This window comes from Winogradskyella sp. (genome assembly GCF_013042245.1).
GTDB lineage: Bacteria > Bacteroidota > Bacteroidia > Flavobacteriales > Flavobacteriaceae > Winogradskyella.
The window spans coordinates 1-18198 of record NZ_JABDQL010000001.1 but is presented as its reverse complement, the minus strand read 5'-3'; the positions used below and the strand labels follow the sequence as shown (position 1 = coordinate 18198).

Here is an 18198-nt window from a genome sequence, read left to right as displayed (position 1 = left end):
CACATCCACGAGATACAACTTGCTCAAAAGCAACAGTGTCTTTTTTCATGTCCGTCTGTTTTTTTGTTAATAATACCCTAAGGTAATAATAGACGGACTTTTTTTAATTATTCATATCCTTTTGTGATGGATTCCTCTAAAATTATTTTGCGCCGTAATGGAGGTTTCATATGTTTATATGTATTGTTTTTTTAAGGACACATGCTGTTCGCTATTAATCATTTCTTTGGGTGATAATATGTTTAGCATGCGCGTTTCATAATCATATTTTAACTAAAATTTCACTATTCAAAAGGCAATCTATTCACTTTACTTTTAGTAGCTTAGAGAAATTTTTTGATATGAGATTTTTCACACTTTTTTTACTTTCAATTTTTTGTTTAAACACAACTGCCCAGAGCAATCCTAAATGGATGCGCCATGCTTCGATTTCTCCCGATAGTAACCAAATAGCATTTACTTACAAAGGTGATTTATACACAGTAGCTTCTCAAGGTGGCGATGCTAAGCAACTTACTTACCACGATGCTCACGATTACATGGCAGTTTGGAGTAAGGACGGTTCTAAAATTGCATTTGCTTCAAACCGATATGGTAATTTTGATATTTTTATAATGAATGCCAATGGCGGTAATGCGACGCGATTGACATTTCATTCTAACAATGAAGTGCCGTATTCATTCTTAGCCAACGATAAAGAAGTCATATTTGGCGCGCCTAGACAAGATGATGTAAAGCACAGACAATATCCAACTGGCTCTCAACCAGAATTATATACTGTTCCTGTCAACGCAGGTAGAGTGAATCAACTATTTACGATTCCAGCAGAATATACGCAGGTTTCAAAAAATGGAGACTTTATTATCTACCATGATAAAAAAGGTGGAGAAAATGAATGGCGAAAACATCATACCTCATCAATTACAAGAGATATTTGGCTTTATAACAAAAAAAACAACACTCATAAAATGATTAGTTCTTTTGAAGGTGAAGACAGACAACCTGTTTTTAGCCCTGATGAAAAAAGTGTGTATTATTTGAGTGAAGAAAATGGGACGTTTAACGTTCATAAAATGAATTTGAATACACCAAACCAAAATCAAAAACTTACGGATTTCAAACTACATCCTGTTCGTTTTTTAAGCATTGGTAATGGTACACTTTGCTTTGGTTATGGTGGCGAATTATACACAATGAAAGAAGGTGAATCTCCAAAAAAAGTATCCGTTAATATTATCACACAAGATAAAGATAACAGTGATAAATTTATTTCTATAAATCGTGGTGTTAGTGAAATGGAAGTTTCTCCAAACGGAAAAGAAATTGCTTTTATTTCAAGAGGTGAAGTTTTTGTTACTTCAGTTAAAGAATCTTTCACTAAACGCTTAACCAATACCCCAGAAAATGAACGCTTTGTAACTTGGGGACCAGAAGGAAAATCTGTGGTTTATAGTAGCGAAAGAAATGGCAAATGGAGCGTTTTTAAAACTGAAAAAATGAGAGATGAAGAACCGTTTTTCTTTGCTTCAACACTTATTAAAGAAATTCCAATATTAGATAATAAAACAGATAACTACCTCGCTAAATATTCTCCTGATGGTAAAAAAATGGCGTTTATTGAAGGCAGACGAACATTAAAAATTAGAGATGTTGTTACCAAAAAAGAGGTTACCTTATTAACACCTGAAGACTTATATCATATGAGAGATGGCGATAAGTATTTTACCTGGAGTCCTGATAGTAAATGGCTATTAGTAGGTTGGGGTAAAACATTAAGTAATGATGAAGTTTTACTTATGGCTGCTGATGGTTCAAAACGGTTAAATCTTAACGAAAGTGGTTTTAGCGATTATAGACCAAAATGGGTTAATGACGGCAAACAAATGCTTTGGTTTAGTAACAGAAATGGTCTCAAATCTTATGCGACTAGCGGACAGTCGGAAAGTGATGTTTACAGTATGTTCTTCACACAAGAAGCTTGGGATGAATTTAATCTAAATGAAGAAGATTTTAAACTAAAAAAAGCCATCGAAGAACTTAATAAAAAGAAAAAAGATAAAGAAGAATCTAAAGATAAGGACAAGAAAAAAGAAGACAAAAAGAAGGAAGAAAATAAAAAAGTAAAAGACTTAACTTTTGATTGGAAACACATGAAAGACCGCACAAAGCGACTAACCATTCACTCATCAAGGTTAGGAGATGCCGTACTTTCTAAAAAAGGTGATAAGTTGTATTATCTATCTCGATTTGAGGGACGAATGAACCTATGGAGCACAAATCTACGCACACGGGAAACAAAAATGATTCTTAAACTCGACGCCAATTCTGGAAGCTTAGAATGGGATAAGGATATGAAAAACTTATACCTCCTGAGTGGCGGAAATATTTCTAAAATAGACCTAGAAAAAGCCACTAAAAAACCGGTTAAAATAAAGGATGAAATGCAGCTTAATACAAACGCTGAGCGAGAAGCTATGTTCAATCATGTTTGGATTAGAACTAATGCTGTGTTTTATCACCCAGACTTTCACGGTATAAACTGGAACTTAATGAAAAAGGAATACAAAAAGTATTTACCATATGTAGGTAACTCTTTTGAATTTTCCGAACTATTATCTGAAATGTTAGGTGAGCTAAATGTATCTCATTCAGGATCTGGATACAGAAAATCAGATGTTACCAATGCAGACGCTACAGCATCACTTGGGATATTTATGAACTACAATCACAGTGACGACGGCATATTAATCGATGAAGTGATTAATGGTGGTCCCTTAGATAAAGCTAGTTTTGATATTTCTGCTGGAATAATAATTGAGAAAATCAATGGTGTTACGATTGAAAAAAATCAAGATATTGCAAAATACCTAAATAGAAAAGCAGGTAAATTCATGCTTCTAGATGTTTTTAATCCTAAAACAAAAGAGCGAAAGTCTATAACTGTAAAACCTATTACATTGGGTGAGGAAAATAGACTATTATATAAGCGCTGGGTAAAAATAAATGAAGATGAAGTAGAGAAATTTAGTAATGGCCAATTAGGCTACGTTCATATCCCAGGAATGAGTGATGGTCCATATAGAAGTATATACCAAGATATGATGGGTAAATATTTGGACAAAAAAGGTATGATTATCGATACGCGTTTTAATGGCGGCGGTGATTTGGTAGCAGATTTAGCCATGTTTTTCACTGGCACACCATTTATAACTTATGAAACAGAGGCTAAAGTTGTGGGTGGCGAACCTACATCGCGCTGGACAAAACCTACATTAGCTATTTTTAATGAAAGTATGTACTCAGACGGACATTGTTTTGCTTCGGGTTATACCGATTTAAAAATTGGTAAAACCGTAGGTATGCCAGTACCCGGAACTTGTAGTTTTGCAGGTTGGGAAGGTTTACCAAATGGTGCATATTGGGGTGTAGTTCCTGTAAGTGCCAAAGATAAATCTGGAGACTGGATGGAGAATAACCAAACAGAACCCATGATTGAAGTCAAAAATAGGCCAGGCGTTATAGATAATGGTAGAGACGAACAATTAGAACGTTCAGTTAGTGAAATGCTCAAAGATTTAAAGAATTAAAATTGAGGCTAAATTAATCAAGCCTAACCAATAAAAAATAGCTGTAAAATAGAGTTGATTTTTTTAATTTGAATATTTTACTTCTAATTTTCATATTTTCGTAGAATATGGATTCAACACTGTAAATCGAATATGACAGAAATTAAGAGACTATTTGACTTCCCTTACCATCAACTAGAACACAACCCTAACGACTCCGCTTTAGTCACCAAATACGATGGGAAATGGACATCAATGTCTACAAAAGATTATTTAGATAAAGCCAATGCCGTTAGCCGTGCCCTTTTAAGAATGGGTATAAAAAAAGGAGATAAAATTGCACTGATATCGTCTACAAATAGAACAGAATGGAATATCATGGATATTGGAACGCTTCAAATTGGAGCAACAAATGTACCTATATATCCTACAATTTGTGCAGAAGATTACGAATATGTGTTAAATCATAGTGAATCTATTTATTGCTTCGTCTCAGACGAGGAAGTTTTAAAAAAACTCAATAAAGTAAAAGATAAGACCAAATTAAAAGAGGTTTACTCTTTTGACCATATTAAAGGTTGCAAACACTATTCTGAATTATTTGAACTTGGAAAAGACGACAGTAACCAATCTGAGGTTGAAGCTCGAAAAGATGAAGTTGAGTCTAGTGACTTAGCTACTATAATATATACTTCAGGTACAACAGGAAGACCAAAAGGTGTTATGCTAAGCCACTGGAATATAACAAGTAATGTTCTAGCAAGCTCACCCCGAGTACCTTTACCAGAATCTGGTGAAACTCGGGTTTTAAGCTTTTTACCAATCTGCCACATATTTGAGCGTGTATTGATTTACGTATATCAATATGCAGGTACATCCATATATTTTGCTGAAGCTCTAGATAAAATTGGAGACAACGCCAAAGAAATAAAACCAAACCTTATGAGTGTCGTACCAAGACTACTTGAAAAGGTTTTTGATAAAATAATGCTTAAAGGCGAAGACCTAACTGGTATAAAAAAGGCACTTTTCTTTTGGGCGGTAAGCCTAGGAGAAAAATGGGAGCCATATGGTGCAAACGGTGCTTGGTACGAGTTTAAACTCAAAATTGCGAACAAGCTAATATTCAGTAAATGGCGTGATGCACTTGGTGGCCAATTATACACTATGGTATCTGGTAGTGCTGCTTTACAACCAAGATTAGCACGCGTATTTGGTGCAGCAGGCATGAGAGTTATGGAAGGTTACGGTCTTACAGAAACATCTCCTGTAGTTTCTGTTGGACTATATAAAGACAATATGTATCAAGTAGGTACTGTTGGAAAGCCTATTGATGGTGTAGAAGTAAAAATTGCAGAGGATGGCGAGTTACTAATCAAAGGACCTAACGTAATGATGGGCTACTACAAGGACCAAGAAAAAACAGATAGCGTCATGACAGGCGATTATTTCCATACTGGAGATAAAGGAGAAATTACAGCTGACGGTTTCCTAAAAATTACAGGCCGTAAAAAAGAAATGTTTAAAACTTCTGGTGGTAAATATGTCATTCCGCCATTAATCGAAAATGATATGAAGCAATCGCTTTTTATCGAGCAAATTATGGTTGTTGGTGAAGGCGAAAAAATGCCTGGTGCTATCATTCAGCCAAATTTTGATTTTGTTCGCGACTGGATAGAACATAAAGGTCATGATATTGGTACCTCTAATGAAGAAATTGCAGCATCTGAAATTGTTATTAATCGTATTCAAAAAGAAGTTGATAAATACAACGTCAATTTTGGTAAATGGGAACAAATTAAACGCTTTGAATTGACACCTACTGTGTGGTCAATTGATAATGGAGAGTTAACACCAACTATGAAAATGAAACGTTCTGTAATTATGGATATGTATAATGACCTTTATGAGAAAATATACAGACCATAATTAATACAAAACTAGAATAGAATAGAATAGAATAGAATAGAGTAGAGTAGAGTAGAATAGCTGAGCCCGTATTATAAAATATGGGCTTATTTTATCATAATAGGAAATACTATGCGTGCATAATTTATTTTTAAATACTATGCGTGCATAGTATTTTTTCATATATTTGTTCATCTAATACGAAATCGATTGAGTTTGAAAGACAAAACTATAGATTACTTACTAAGAACCACATGGTTAGCAGTAAATAAAATGTATAATGAAGAAGCCGCACAGTTTGATACTACAATGGCTACAGGCTTTACATTGTTGAGTATTGACCCAGAAGAAGGAACACCTTCGACATCCTTGGGTCCTAAAATGGGCATGGAAGCTACTAGCCTATCACGTACGTTAAAAACCATGGAAGAAAAGGGTTTAATTATTCGTAAACCAAATCCAGAAGATGGCCGTGGTGTATTAATTTATCTAACGGATTTTGGTAAAGAAAAAAGAAATTTCTCTAGAGACCGTGTGTTAACATTTAATGAAGCCATAAGAAATAATGTTTCGACTGAAGAACTTTTAGGGTTTTACAAGGTAACAGAAGTCATAAACCATATGATATCTAACAAAAAAATATATAATCAAAAAGAACATACTTTAAAATAACATGAGTAAACGTAGAATTAAAAAAATAGCGATTATCGGTTCCGGAATTATGGGTAGTGGTATCGCTTGCCATTTCGCCAATATTGGTGTGGATGTCCTTTTATTAGATATTGTTCCTAGAGAACTTAACGACAAAGAAAAAGCTAAAGGACTAACCCTAGAAGATAAGGTTGTACGCAATCGTTTAGTTAATGATGCCTTAACCACCTCATTAAAATCTAAACCTTCTCCTATTTATCATCAATCATTTAAAAACCAAATTACAACAGGTAATTTGGAAGACGACATTGCAAAAGTTGCTGATGTAGATTGGATTATGGAAGTTGTAGTTGAAAGACTAGATATTAAACAACAAGTTTTTGAAAAACTTGAAAAGTATAGAAGACCAGGTACTTTAATTACTTCGAATACATCTGGTATTCCTATTAAATTTATGAGTGAAGGACGTTCTGAGGATTTTCAAAAACATTTCTGTGGAACGCACTTCTTTAATCCAGCACGTTATCTAAAATTATTCGAAATAATTCCAGGACCAAAAACTGATGCTTCTGTTTTAGAATTCTTAAACGGTTATGGTGAGCAGTTTTTAGGAAAAACTTCTGTAGTTGCTAAAGATACACCCGCATTTATTGGAAACAGAGTTGGTATTTTCTCAATCATGAGTTTATTCCACACCGTGAAGGAACTAGATTTAACTATCGAAGAAGTTGATAAATTATCTGGGCCAGTAATTGGTCGTCCAAAGTCAGCAACCTTTAGAACCGTAGATGTTGTAGGTTTAGATACCTTAGTACACGTTGCTAATGGCATTCGAGAAAATTGTCCAAATGACGAACGTTTAGAGTTATTCAAATTACCAAGTTTCATCAACACTATGATGGAAAACAAGTGGCTAGGAAGTAAAACTGGTCAAGGGTTTTACAAAAAGAATGTTTCAGCAGATGGTAAGAAAGAAATTTTAAGTCTTGATTTAAACACTTTAGAATATAGAGAAAAGAAACGTGCAAAATTTGCGACCTTAGAATTGACTAAAACTATTGATAAGGTAGTAGACCGTTTCAAGGTGTTAGTGAAAGGAAAAGATAAAGCAGGTGAATTCTACAGAAAGAGTTTTGCGGCCTTATTTGCATACGTTTCAAATCGTATTCCTGAAATTTCAGATGAATTATATAAGATTGATGATGCTATGAAAGCTGGATTTGGTTGGGAACATGGTCCTTTCCAAATTTGGGATGCTATTGGTGTAGAAAAAGGTATAGAAATGATGCAAGCTGAAGGTCTAAAACCAGCTGATTGGGTTGCAGACATGTTAGAATCTGGCAGTGACAGTTTCTACTCCATCATGGATGGTGCAACCTATTTCTATGATATTCCAAAGAAAATACAAGAAAAAGTACCAGGACAAGATGCGTTTATAATTTTAGATAATATTAGAAAAACAACAGAAGTATTTAGTAATTCTGGAGTTTCAATTCAGGATTTAGGTGATGGTATTCTTAATGTAGAATTCCAATCTAAGATGAATACCATTGGTGGTGATGTTTTAGCAGGTATTAATAAAGGTATAGATTTAGCCGAAAAAGATTTTGCAGGATTAATCGTAGGAAATCAAGGTCCAAACTTTTCTGTTGGAGCTAACATTGGAATGATTTTTATGATGGCTGCAGAGCAAGAATATGATGAACTAAACGCCGCAATCAAATATTTTCAAGATACAATGATGCGTATGCGTTATTCTGCAATCCCAACAATTTCTGCGCCTCATGGTATGGCACTTGGTGGTGGTTGTGAATTATCGCTACATGCAGACAAAGTGGTTGCTGCTGCAGAAACTTACATGGGACTTGTTGAGTTTGGTGTTGGTGTAATTCCTGGTGGTGGTGGTTCTAAAGAAATGACTTTAAGAGCATCTGATACTTTCAAAAAAGGAGATGTACAACTAAATACACTTCAAGAGTACTTCTTAACTATTGGTATGGCAAAAGTATCGACTTCTGCTTATGAAGCTTTCGATTTGGGCCTAATGGAAAAAGGAAAAGATGTTGTTGTAGTTAATAAAGACCGTCAAATAGCAACGGCTAAAGCACATGCTAAATCATTAGCTGATGCAGGTTACACTCAACCGGTTAGACGTAAAGATGTAAAAGTTCTTGGGAAGCAAGCCTTAAGTATGTTTATGGTTGGAACAGATTCTATGCAAGCTAGTAATTATATTAGTGAGCATGATAGAAAAATCGCCAATAAGTTAGGTTATGTTATGGCTGGTGGTGATTTATCTGAACCAACTTTAGTGACTGAACAATACTTATTAGACTTAGAGCGTGAAGCTTTCTTATCGCTTTGTACAGAGCGTAAAACTTTGGAAAGAATTCAGCACATGTTAATCAAAGGAAAACCTTTAAGAAACTAAGACAATGAAAACAGCATATATAGTAAAAGCATATAGAACAGCCGTTGGTAAAGCTCCAAAAGGTGTGTTCCGTTTTAAAAGAACAGATGAATTGGCAGCAGAAACCATCAAATATATGATGAAGGAATTGCCAAATTTAGACCCAAAACGTATTGATGATGTTATTGTTGGTAACGCAATGCCAGAAGGTTCTCAAGGACTTAACATGGCACGTTTAATCTCGTTAATGGGATTAGAAGTTATTGATGTTCCTGGTGTTACCGTTAATCGTTTTTGCTCTTCTGGAGTAGAAACTATTGGTATGGCTACAGCAAAAATACAAGCCGGAATGGCTGATTGTATCATCGCTGGTGGCGCTGAAAGTATGAGTAGCGTTCCAATGACAGGTTTTAAACCAGAACTAAATTACGATGCGATTGTAAAATCTGGTCATGAAGATTACTATTGGGGAATGGGAAATACTGCAGAAGCCGTAGCACAACAATTCAATGTATCTCGTGAAGACCAAGATGATTTTGCCTACAATTCTCATATGAAAGCATTAAAAGCACAAGCAGAAAATCGCTTTCAAGACCAAATAGTTCCTATCGAAGTTGAACAAACTTATATTGATGCAAACGGAAAAAAAGCAACAAAATCATATACAGTAACTAAAGATGAAGGTCCTAGAAAAGGAACATCTAAAGAAGCGTTGGCAAAATTACGCGCCGTTTTCGCCGCTGGTGGAAGTGTTACTGCAGGTAACTCATCACAAATGAGCGATGGTGCTGCTTTTGTAATGGTTATGAGTGAAAACATGGTAAAAGAGTTAAACCTTGAACCAGTAGCCCGCATGGTAAACTATGCAGCAGCAGGTGTTGAGCCTCGTATCATGGGGATTGGTCCAGTAAAGGCTATTCCAAAAGCATTAAAACAAGCAGGTTTAAAACAAGACGATTTATCCCTTATAGAATTAAATGAAGCTTTTGCTTCTCAGTCTCTTGCTGTTATTAGAGAATTAGACTTAAATCCAGATATTATTAATGTTAATGGTGGTGCTATAGCATTAGGACATCCATTAGGTTGTACTGGAGCAAAACTATCCGTGCAATTATTTGATGAAATGCGTAAGCAAAATATGTCAGGTAAATATGGTGCTGTAACCATGTGTGTTGGTACAGGACAAGGTGCATGTGGCGTATTCGAATTTCTTAATTAGAAACAAGAAAAGAAGAATCAAGATTCAAGTTAAAAAAGACAATGCATAATTTCAAGAAATTAAAGATTTGGAATGAAAGTATGGAACTTGTTTCTGAGTCTTATAAAATAACTCGAAGCTTTCCTAAGTATGAAACTTATGGATTGATGAGTCAAATGAATAGATGTGCTGTTTCAATTCCTTCAAATATTTCTGAAGGTTCTAGTAAAAGCACAAATAAACATTTTAGTAATTATTTAGAACATAGTTTAGGTTCTGCTTTTGAATGGGAAACACAATTAAATGTTGCGTTTCAGCAAGAATATCTTTCAAAAGAAAAATTTAATGAATTAGAAGACAAAGTAAAACAAATACAAAAGATGATTACGAGCTTTAAATCTGGACTTAAATAGTCTTGGTTCTTGGTTCTTGGTTCTAAAAATCTTAAAATCTATTAAAAGTTATGGAAGCAACTCAAGAAAAAGAATTATTAAGAGGCGGACAATTCCTAGTTAAGGAAACCAAATGCGAAGATGTCTTTACTCCTGAAGATTTTACAGAAGAACAGAATATGATGAAGGAAGCGGTTATGGAATTCAACGACCGTGAGATTATTGCACACAAAGCTAGGTTTGAAGCAAAAGATTATGCTTTGACTGAAGAAGTTATGCGCAAAGCCGGAGAGCTAGGATTCTTAGGTGTAGCAGTTCCTGAAGCATACGGTGGATTGGGTATGGGATTCGTTTCAACGTGTTTAACTTGTGACTATATTTCATCTGGAACAGGTTCTTTTAGTACAGCCTTTGGTGCACATACAGGTATTGGAACAATGCCAATTACACTTTATGGTACTGAAGCTCAGAAACAAAAATATGTTCCAAAACTAGCTTCTGGTGAGTGGTTTGGTGCTTACTGCCTTACAGAGCCTGGTGCAGGTTCTGATGCTAATTCAGGAAAAACGACTGCAAAATTATCTGCTGATGGAAAATCATACAAGATTAACGGACAGAAAATGTGGATATCAAACGCAGGTTTCTGTAGTGTGATGATAGTTTTTGCGCGTATTGAAGATGATAAAAACATAACAGGTTTCATCGTAGAATATGATGGTAATAATCCAAATGGAATTACTTTAGGAGAAGAAGAGCACAAATTAGGTATTAGAGCAAGTTCTACACGTCAAGTATTCTTTAACGATACTGAAGTTCCTGTAGAAAATATGTTGGCGGGTCGTGGCGAAGGTTTCAAAATTGCCATGAACGCACTTAACATTGGTCGTATAAAATTAGCTGCTGCCTGTTTAGATTCACAACGTAGAATTGTAACAACCGGCGTTCAATACGCAACAGAAAGAAAACAATTTAAAACACCTATCGCAGATTTTGGTGCTATTAAAATGAAATTAGCCAAAATGGCGACAGACGCTTATGCTGGTGAATCTGCTACGTATCGTGCTGCTAAAAATATAGAAGATCGTATCGCTTTACGTGAAGCTGCTGGTAACACACACCAAGAAGCAGAGCTTAAAGGCGTTGAAGAATATGCCATTGAATGCTCAATATTAAAAGTAGCAGTATCAGAAGATGTGCAAAACTGTGCAGACGAAGGTATCCAAATTTTTGGTGGTATGGGATTCTCTGAAGAAACGCCTATGGAAGCGGCTTGGAGAGACGCACGTATAGCACGTATCTACGAAGGCACTAACGAAATTAACAGAATGCTTTCTGTTGGTATGTTAGTCAAAAAGGCAATGAAAGGTCATGTCGATTTATTAGGTCCAGCACAAGCGGTACAAAGTGAACTGATGGGTATTCCTTCTTTTGAAACACCGGATTATTCAGAATTATTTGCTGAAGAAAAAGTAATGATTGCAAAGCTTAAGAAAGTATTTTTAATGGTTGCAGGTGCTGCGGTTCAAAAATTTGGACCAGAAATGGAGAAACACCAACAATTATTAATTGCTGCTTCTGATATTTTAATTGAAATATATATGGCTGAGTCAACAATTTTAAGAACCGAGAAAAACGCAAAACGTACAAGTGAAAAGGAACAATCTGTTCAAATTGCTATGTCAAAATTGTATTTATACAACGCTGTAAATATTATTGAAGATAAAGGAAAAGAAAGTATTATTTCTTTTGCGGAAGGTGATGAGCAACGTATGATGCTTATGGGACTTAAGCGTTTTACAAAATATACAAACTACCCAGATATCGTTGATTTACGGAACGAAATCGCAGAAAAAGTTAAAGCAGAAAATAAGTATTGTTTCTAAAATATTGAGTTTCAAAATAATTTTGAAACGAAATATTAAGTCTAATTAGATGTAAAAAGTCGGATTGTAGTTATTGCTGTCTGACTTTTTTATTTCCGTATATTTAGATTTCAAATTATTTGCAATATGAAGTTTAGATTACTACTACTTTTTCTTGTTACCTCTACCCTAGCCCAAAACACAGAAGTTCATCTGTTTGATATTAAAAATACGGATGGCGAATTATCTTTAACCAATCAACGAAATGTATCAAATAACGAAGGTTATGATAATCAACCTAGTTTTTAAAACAATAATATTTTGGCCTTTGTTTCTACAAGAAATAATCAGACAGATATTGCTAAATATAACATAAGAGATAATGTCTCAAGCTTTATAAATAGTACGCCAAATGGTGGTGAGTATTCTCCTGTAAAAATTCCAAACTCAAAAGATATATCTGCAGTTCGTTTAGACAACGACGGTAAAAAACGATTATACCGTTACAATATTGAAACAGGCAAATCCACGGAGCTTATTGAGGACTTGGTTGTAGCTTATTACACATGGTACGATGACAATATCGTAATATCAGCTGTAATTGAAGATAATGGATTAAATCTATTTGTAACAGATGTAAAAACTAAAAAAAGTCAAAAATATGCCACAAATGTAGAACGTTCTTTTCATAAAATACCTAATTCTAAATTGGTAATTTTTATTTCAAAAGAAAATGATAAATGGCTTATAAAGTCTTTAGACCCATTAACGGGTGAGATAAAAACGATTATACAAACTGTCCCAAATATTGAAAACATGTGCTGGCTGATTGATGGTAGTATTTTGATTCCTATAGAGAATATATAGGGTTAATCCAATAAAGGATAATAGATTTTCAATTCTTAAAGACTTTGAAGATGATAACATCCAGAATATCACGCGTATTTCCACAAATGAAATTGGGACATTGCTCGCTTTAGTATCAGAAATATCACCAGAAGGTATTGTACAAAAACAATTGGACGCCATACAAAGCGCGAGATATAGATGCATTTATGGCGACTTACACCAAAGATATTAAGCTATATAACTTCCCAAATGATTTGCGCTCCGAAGGTCAAGAACCTATGAAAGAATCTTACAAAAGCTTTTTTGAAAGTACACCAGACTTACACTGTAAAATATTATACCGTATTGTTACTGGCAATAAGATTATTGACCATGAATTAGTGACTGCAAATGGATGTACCTTCAAAGCTGTTGCTGTTTATGAAACTGAAAATGGATTAATTTGTAAAGTAACTTTATAAACTAATTTCTATTCCTTAGGGCTAATCAAAATTAATTCCTCTTGTGGTTCAATCAAATACTTTGCACCATCTTTTTTAACCACAGCCATTTCCTCTACTGAAATGGTTTTAACACCTCCCTTTTTTAGCTTCCAAGCATGGAAACCATCAAAAGCAAAGGTCATGCCTTCTTTAATAATTTTCTCAGAAGCTTGTCGTACATGAGATGCCTGTGAGCCTCCTAAATTTGGACCCACATCGTGAGCTACATAACCTACTGGATGACCTGTACTCCACATCACATAATCTGAGCCTGCTTTTTCCATTAATACACGTTGTGCTCTATCAACATCCACACCTTTTACTCCAGGTTTCATAGCTGCTAAAGCAGCTCTGTTTCCTGCTTTACCACTTTCCCAATAATGCAAAATATCTTTTGGAGCTTCTGTTTCTCCATTCTTTAAGACATAAGCAAAACGCTGTATATCACTTACCCAACGGTCATAGACTTTTATACCAAAATCAATCTGAATAACATCGCCAGGCATAATCACTTTATCCGTCGCATGAGAATGGCCACGGTCTTCTCCTGAATTGACATTTGGGTTTTGGTCTGGTGCCCATCCATCTTTAACACCATATTCTGTCATTTTCTGTTTTAAAAATTTAGCAATATCAGCATCAGTGGATTTACCAGGTTCAACCTGCTTGTAAGCTTCAATCTGCCAATCGGCTGTAAGTTGTGCTGCTTTGCGTAAAACATCTACTTCTGCTGGTAGTTTTATAGACAACCACTCGTAAACAACATCCGTCGATGGCACTAATCTTTCTGAATAATCGGCGAGTAAATCCTCTAAATCTTTGCGCTGTGTGTAAGAAAGACCATCTGCTATAGAGTTACTGCCAGATGAATTTACAGCGATTGTTTTAAAGTCTTTTTCTTTTATAAAGTCTACCGCCATTTTTACGGCAGACGTACCACGCTCGACAGAAACGACCTCATCATGTATATCCAAATCATCCAAAGCTGTAGCTTCACCAGATGGCGAAAACACTTTAGAATGAAAACCAATTTCATCATTATAAAACAAGAACACAGCAGTAACACTAGCATTTTCACCACCAATATGGTCAGCTATAGGGTCATTATTATTTTCACGACAAATCGTTAACCATGCATCGACATTAGCATTTTTCAATGCATTTGGTAATAATGTATTAATACGTTCTTTTCTAATTTCTGGCCAAGGACTTTCTCCCCAATAAGTTTCAGGGTTAATTTCAGCAACTTCAGAATTAGAAGATGTATTTGAATCTGAGCAACCAATAGTTAAAGTGGTAATAAGAAGTAATAATGGATAAAATCGTTTCATTTTTTAACTTTATAGTATCTTGACGAAGATACACATTAAAAGAAAAATTATAAATTAAAATCTTATGAGGTACATTTCATTTTTTTTACTTATTTTTTCATTTTCACTTTTTGCACAAGACAAAATATTAGAACCTAAACTCCAAAACATCGCTTGGATTTCTGGAACTTGGCATGGAGAAGCTTTTGGAGGACAAACCGAAGAAATCTGGAGCGAACCAGCTGGAGACTCCATGATGGCAACGTTTAAACTAACCGTTGATGGAAAAGTTCAGTTTTATGAAATAGAAATTATTCGTGAAATTGAAAATTCATTAATTCTTCAACTCAAACATTTTAATAATGATTTAAAAGGTTGGGAAACGAAAGGCGAAACCGTAGATTTTCCACTAAAATATATTACGCAAACAAAAGCTGTTTTTGAAGGTATGAGCTTTGAAAAAGTTAGTGACTCCGAAATGAATGTCTATGTAGATATAAAAGAAAAAGGAAAAACTGAAACTGTAAAATTTAAATATAAAAAGAAAATTAAAAAGCCTACAAAACAACTTATTAAAGTAAAGCAGGCAAGAATAAATCCAATAATTGATGGTGTCGCCGATGAAGACATCTGGAACACTTCGGAATGGTTGCCTATAAATCAGTTATGGCTTGGTTCTAGATATACTAAAGATGATTTTGAAGGACGTTATAAATTAGCTTGGATGTCTGATGCATTGTTTTTATTAGCTGAAATAAAAGATGACATTTTAATTGACAACGAAAAAGCCCCATTAAAAGCTTGGTGGGACGATGACTGCCTAGAAATATTTGTTGACGAAGATAATAGCGGTGGCAACCATCAATATAATCACAATGCTTTTGCCTATCATATTGCATTAGACGGAAATGTAGTAGACATGTCTCCAGAAAAATCAGGAAAACTATACAACTCGCATATTAAATCAAAACGTATTACAACAGGAAATACTTCGATTTGGGAAGTGAAAATTTTACTTTTTGATGATAGCTATCATGATAATCAAGAAAACACCCCTGTAAAGTTAACACACAATAAAAACATAGGCTTTGCCCTTGCCTATTGTGATAATGATAATAGCGAACATCGTGAAAACTTTATTGGTTCAGTAAAAGTTGAGGGCGATGATAAAAATAGAGGCTGGATTGATGCTAATATTTTTGGAACGCTAAGGCTTATAAATTCTGAAAACTAATAATCTATTAACAAATTTTTAAACACCGTTTTTCAGCTAAAGACGTATTTTTAATCTTTGAAAAACAATAACTTTATGAAAAAAATATTATTCGCTCTCGCACTATTAGGTTTTACTTTTACACAATCACAAACCAATCCAAAAATATACGATATTATTGATGCCATTTCAGAGGAAAGATTAATAAATGACGTTAAAGCTTTGGCTGATTTTGGTACTAGGCACACATTAAGTGATACTCTATCTGACACTCGTGGTATTGGTGCAGCACGACGCTGGATAAAAGGACAATTTGATAATATTTCTGAAGATTGTAATGATTGTTTGGAGGTTTTCTATCAGCAAGACTTAGTAAAAAAAGGCACTAATCAACGTATTGTAAAAGATGTTATGGTAGTTAATGTTGTCGCTATACAACGTGGTACTAAATATCCAAATCGTTTTATAATTATGAGCGGTGATATCGATTCTCGTGTCTCTAACCCAACAGATTTTACTTCGGATTCTCCAGGAGCAAATGACAATGCGTCGGGAATGGCAGGCACCATTGAAGCAGCTCGTGTACTCTCTAAATATAAGTTTGAAAGCAGCATTATCTATGTCGGTCTCTCTGGAGAAGAACAAGGTTTGTTCGGCGGACAAGGTTTAGCAAAATTCGCACAAGAAAAAGGATGGGATATTGTTGGTGTTCTAAATAATGATATGATTGGAAACATAAAAGGTGTTGATGGTGTTATCGATAATCGCACCTTTAGAATATTTTCTGAACCTGTTCCAGCAAACGAAAGTGAACGTGCAAGACGTGCAAGACGTTTTTATGGTGGTGAGGTTGATGGTATTTCGCGTCAGTTGGCACGCTATGTTCATAAAACTGTAAAAACCTATATGCCAGAAATGAATCCAATGATGGTATATCGTTTAGATCGTTTTGGTCGTGGTGGACATCACAGACCGTTTAATGATGTCGGTTTTGCAGGTATACGTATCATGGAAGCTCACGAAAATTACACACAACAACACCAAGATATAAGAACTGAAGATGGAATTAATTATGGAGATACTTTTGAGCATGTTAACTTTCCATATTGTAAGAAACTAACTGCTGTAAATGCTATAAATTTAGCAAGTATTGCCTCTGCTCCACCGTCACCAAAAAATGTCGGTATTGGTGGTATCGTTCAACCATCAGCAAAATTTAGTTGGGATAAAGTTGATGGTGCTGTTGGATATAAAATTTACTGGAGAGATACTACGTCTCCTTCATGGGATAACTCTCGTTATGTTGGTGATGTCGCAGAATTTACTCTAGACGGAATCGTAGTTGATAATTTCTTCTTTGGTGTAGCTGCTGTTGGTAAAGATGGTCATGAAAGTATTGTTTCTTTTCCAAGTAAAATTATTAGATAATAAAGTGATAAAAAAATCTCTCTTTACTTTTACTACTTTTCTAATTTTGGCTAGTTGTTCAAAAAAAATATCAGCGCCAAGTTTTATAAAATTTAAAATTAAATAAGATTCTCTTTTTGTTATTTCTAAAAATCATTTAGTATCGCCTTTGTATGTAAAAGCTATTGAGAAAAAACAAAAAAAGAGATATTTCAACAACTTGAACCAAAACAAGAATCAGTTATTTTCAGTTATCCTATTGAGAATATAAATTCTAACTGGGTTTTAAAAAAGTTCAGATTTAAAGGCTATTATGGTCGTTATCCTCTTGCAGCGTATGACACAAATTATATTTACAAACTTCCTTTTAAAAAAGGCTATAAATCTAAAATTATTCAAGATTACAATGGAGACTTCTCATACAAAGGTACGTTTTCTTCAAAATGTATAGATTTTGATATGAAAGTTGGTGACACCATTGTTAGCCTCGTGATGGCGTCGTTGTTAAACTTTCACAAGACAATATAAACAAGGCACAACACCTAAATACTAGGATAACGGAAATTATATTATGATTTACTATAAAGACAATACTTTCTCACAATATGTACATCTAAAACAATACGGAAGTTTAGTTAAAATAGGTGATTCTATTAAAGCCAATCAATACATTGCACTATCGGGTTTTACTGGTTGGACAACAATACCTCATTTGCATTTTGGGGTTTATAAACCTACAGAAAATGGACTGGAGTCTATTCCAATTCTTTTAGATTCAATTCGGGCTAAAGAATTAAAACGCGGCAATATTATAACTAAAAAATTAGGCTATATTCTATAACATGACTTAAATAAGTTGTATTTTAGTAAAAACGAAAGTCATGATACCACAAAATTTCACAGAATACTTCAAAAGCCTCGAATTATTTGAGCGACAGGAAATAGTAAAT

Annotated in this window: 14 protein-coding genes; 13 read left to right on the top strand and 1 reads right to left on the bottom strand. The window is 34.5% G+C overall.

Annotation, left to right across the window (positions count from 1 at the left end; genetic code table 11):
- The first annotated feature begins 341 nt into the window (after positions 1-341).
- From HKP48_RS00070 to HKP48_RS00025, 10 genes are all read left to right on the top strand, one after another.
- Entirely contained in the window at positions 342-3587 is a 3246-nt protein-coding gene (locus HKP48_RS00070; protein ID WP_296341523.1) for a S41 family peptidase, read from the top strand.
- A 132-nt stretch (positions 3588-3719) separates the two neighbouring features.
- Positions 3720-5495, top strand: coding sequence for a long-chain fatty acid--CoA ligase (locus HKP48_RS00065; protein WP_296341521.1), 1776 nt, complete (start codon positions 3720-3722; stop codon positions 5493-5495).
- 195 nt (positions 5496-5690) lie between these two features.
- Positions 5691-6146, top strand: coding sequence for a MarR family transcriptional regulator (locus HKP48_RS00060; protein WP_296341519.1), 456 nt, complete (start codon positions 5691-5693; stop codon positions 6144-6146).
- 1 nt (position 6147) lies between these two features.
- On the top strand, positions 6148-8556 hold the full coding sequence (locus HKP48_RS00055; protein WP_296341517.1) for a 3-hydroxyacyl-CoA dehydrogenase/enoyl-CoA hydratase family protein: 2409 nt from the start codon (positions 6148-6150) through the stop codon (positions 8554-8556).
- A gap of 4 nt (positions 8557-8560) precedes the next feature.
- Complete coding sequence (locus tag HKP48_RS00050; RefSeq protein WP_296341515.1) at positions 8561-9754, top strand: acetyl-CoA C-acyltransferase; 1194 nt, start codon at positions 8561-8563, stop codon at positions 9752-9754.
- 41 nt (positions 9755-9795) lie between these two features.
- Positions 9796-10146 carry a four helix bundle protein gene (locus HKP48_RS00045; protein WP_296341514.1) on the top strand — a complete coding sequence of 117 codons (351 nt, stop codon included), beginning with the start codon at positions 9796-9798 and terminating at the stop codon, positions 10144-10146.
- Between the two features lie 50 nt (positions 10147-10196).
- Positions 10197-12008 (top strand): acyl-CoA dehydrogenase family protein, encoded by a 1812-nt coding sequence (locus tag HKP48_RS00040; protein WP_296341512.1) that lies wholly within the window; start codon positions 10197-10199, stop codon positions 12006-12008.
- Positions 12009-12134: 126 nt separating this feature from the next.
- The gene (locus tag HKP48_RS00035) at positions 12135-12296 is read left to right on the top strand and encodes a hypothetical protein (protein ID WP_296341510.1); all 162 of its coding nucleotides are present in this window, start codon (positions 12135-12137) and stop codon (positions 12294-12296) included.
- 12 nt (positions 12297-12308) lie between these two features.
- Complete coding sequence (locus tag HKP48_RS00030) at positions 12309-12854, top strand: hypothetical protein (protein WP_296341508.1); 546 nt, start codon at positions 12309-12311, stop codon at positions 12852-12854.
- 137 nt (positions 12855-12991) lie between these two features.
- Positions 12992-13297: a nuclear transport factor 2 family protein gene (locus HKP48_RS00025; RefSeq protein WP_296341506.1), complete on the top strand. Its 306-nt coding sequence runs from the start codon at positions 12992-12994 to the stop codon at positions 13295-13297.
- A gap of 8 nt (positions 13298-13305) precedes the next feature.
- Here the strand turns inward: HKP48_RS00025 and HKP48_RS00020 are convergent, their stop codons facing one another.
- Positions 13306-14649: a M24 family metallopeptidase gene (locus HKP48_RS00020; RefSeq protein WP_296341504.1), complete on the bottom strand. Its 1344-nt coding sequence runs from the start codon at positions 14647-14649 to the stop codon at positions 13306-13308.
- Between the two features lie 64 nt (positions 14650-14713).
- On the opposite strand from HKP48_RS00020, the gene HKP48_RS00015 reads away from it, so the two are divergent.
- The 3 genes from HKP48_RS00015 (at position 14714) to HKP48_RS00005 (ending at position 18089) form a co-directional block, all read left to right on the top strand.
- Entirely contained in the window at positions 14714-15862 is a 1149-nt protein-coding gene (locus tag HKP48_RS00015) for a DUF6265 family protein (protein ID WP_296341503.1), read from the top strand.
- Positions 15863-15937: 75 nt separating this feature from the next.
- Positions 15938-17269, top strand: coding sequence for a M28 family peptidase (locus tag HKP48_RS00010; protein WP_296341501.1), 1332 nt, complete (start codon positions 15938-15940; stop codon positions 17267-17269).
- Positions 17270-17819: 550 nt separating this feature from the next.
- Complete coding sequence (locus HKP48_RS00005; protein ID WP_296341500.1) at positions 17820-18089, top strand: M23 family metallopeptidase; 270 nt, start codon at positions 17820-17822, stop codon at positions 18087-18089.
- The last annotated feature ends 109 nt before the right edge of the window (positions 18090-18198 follow it).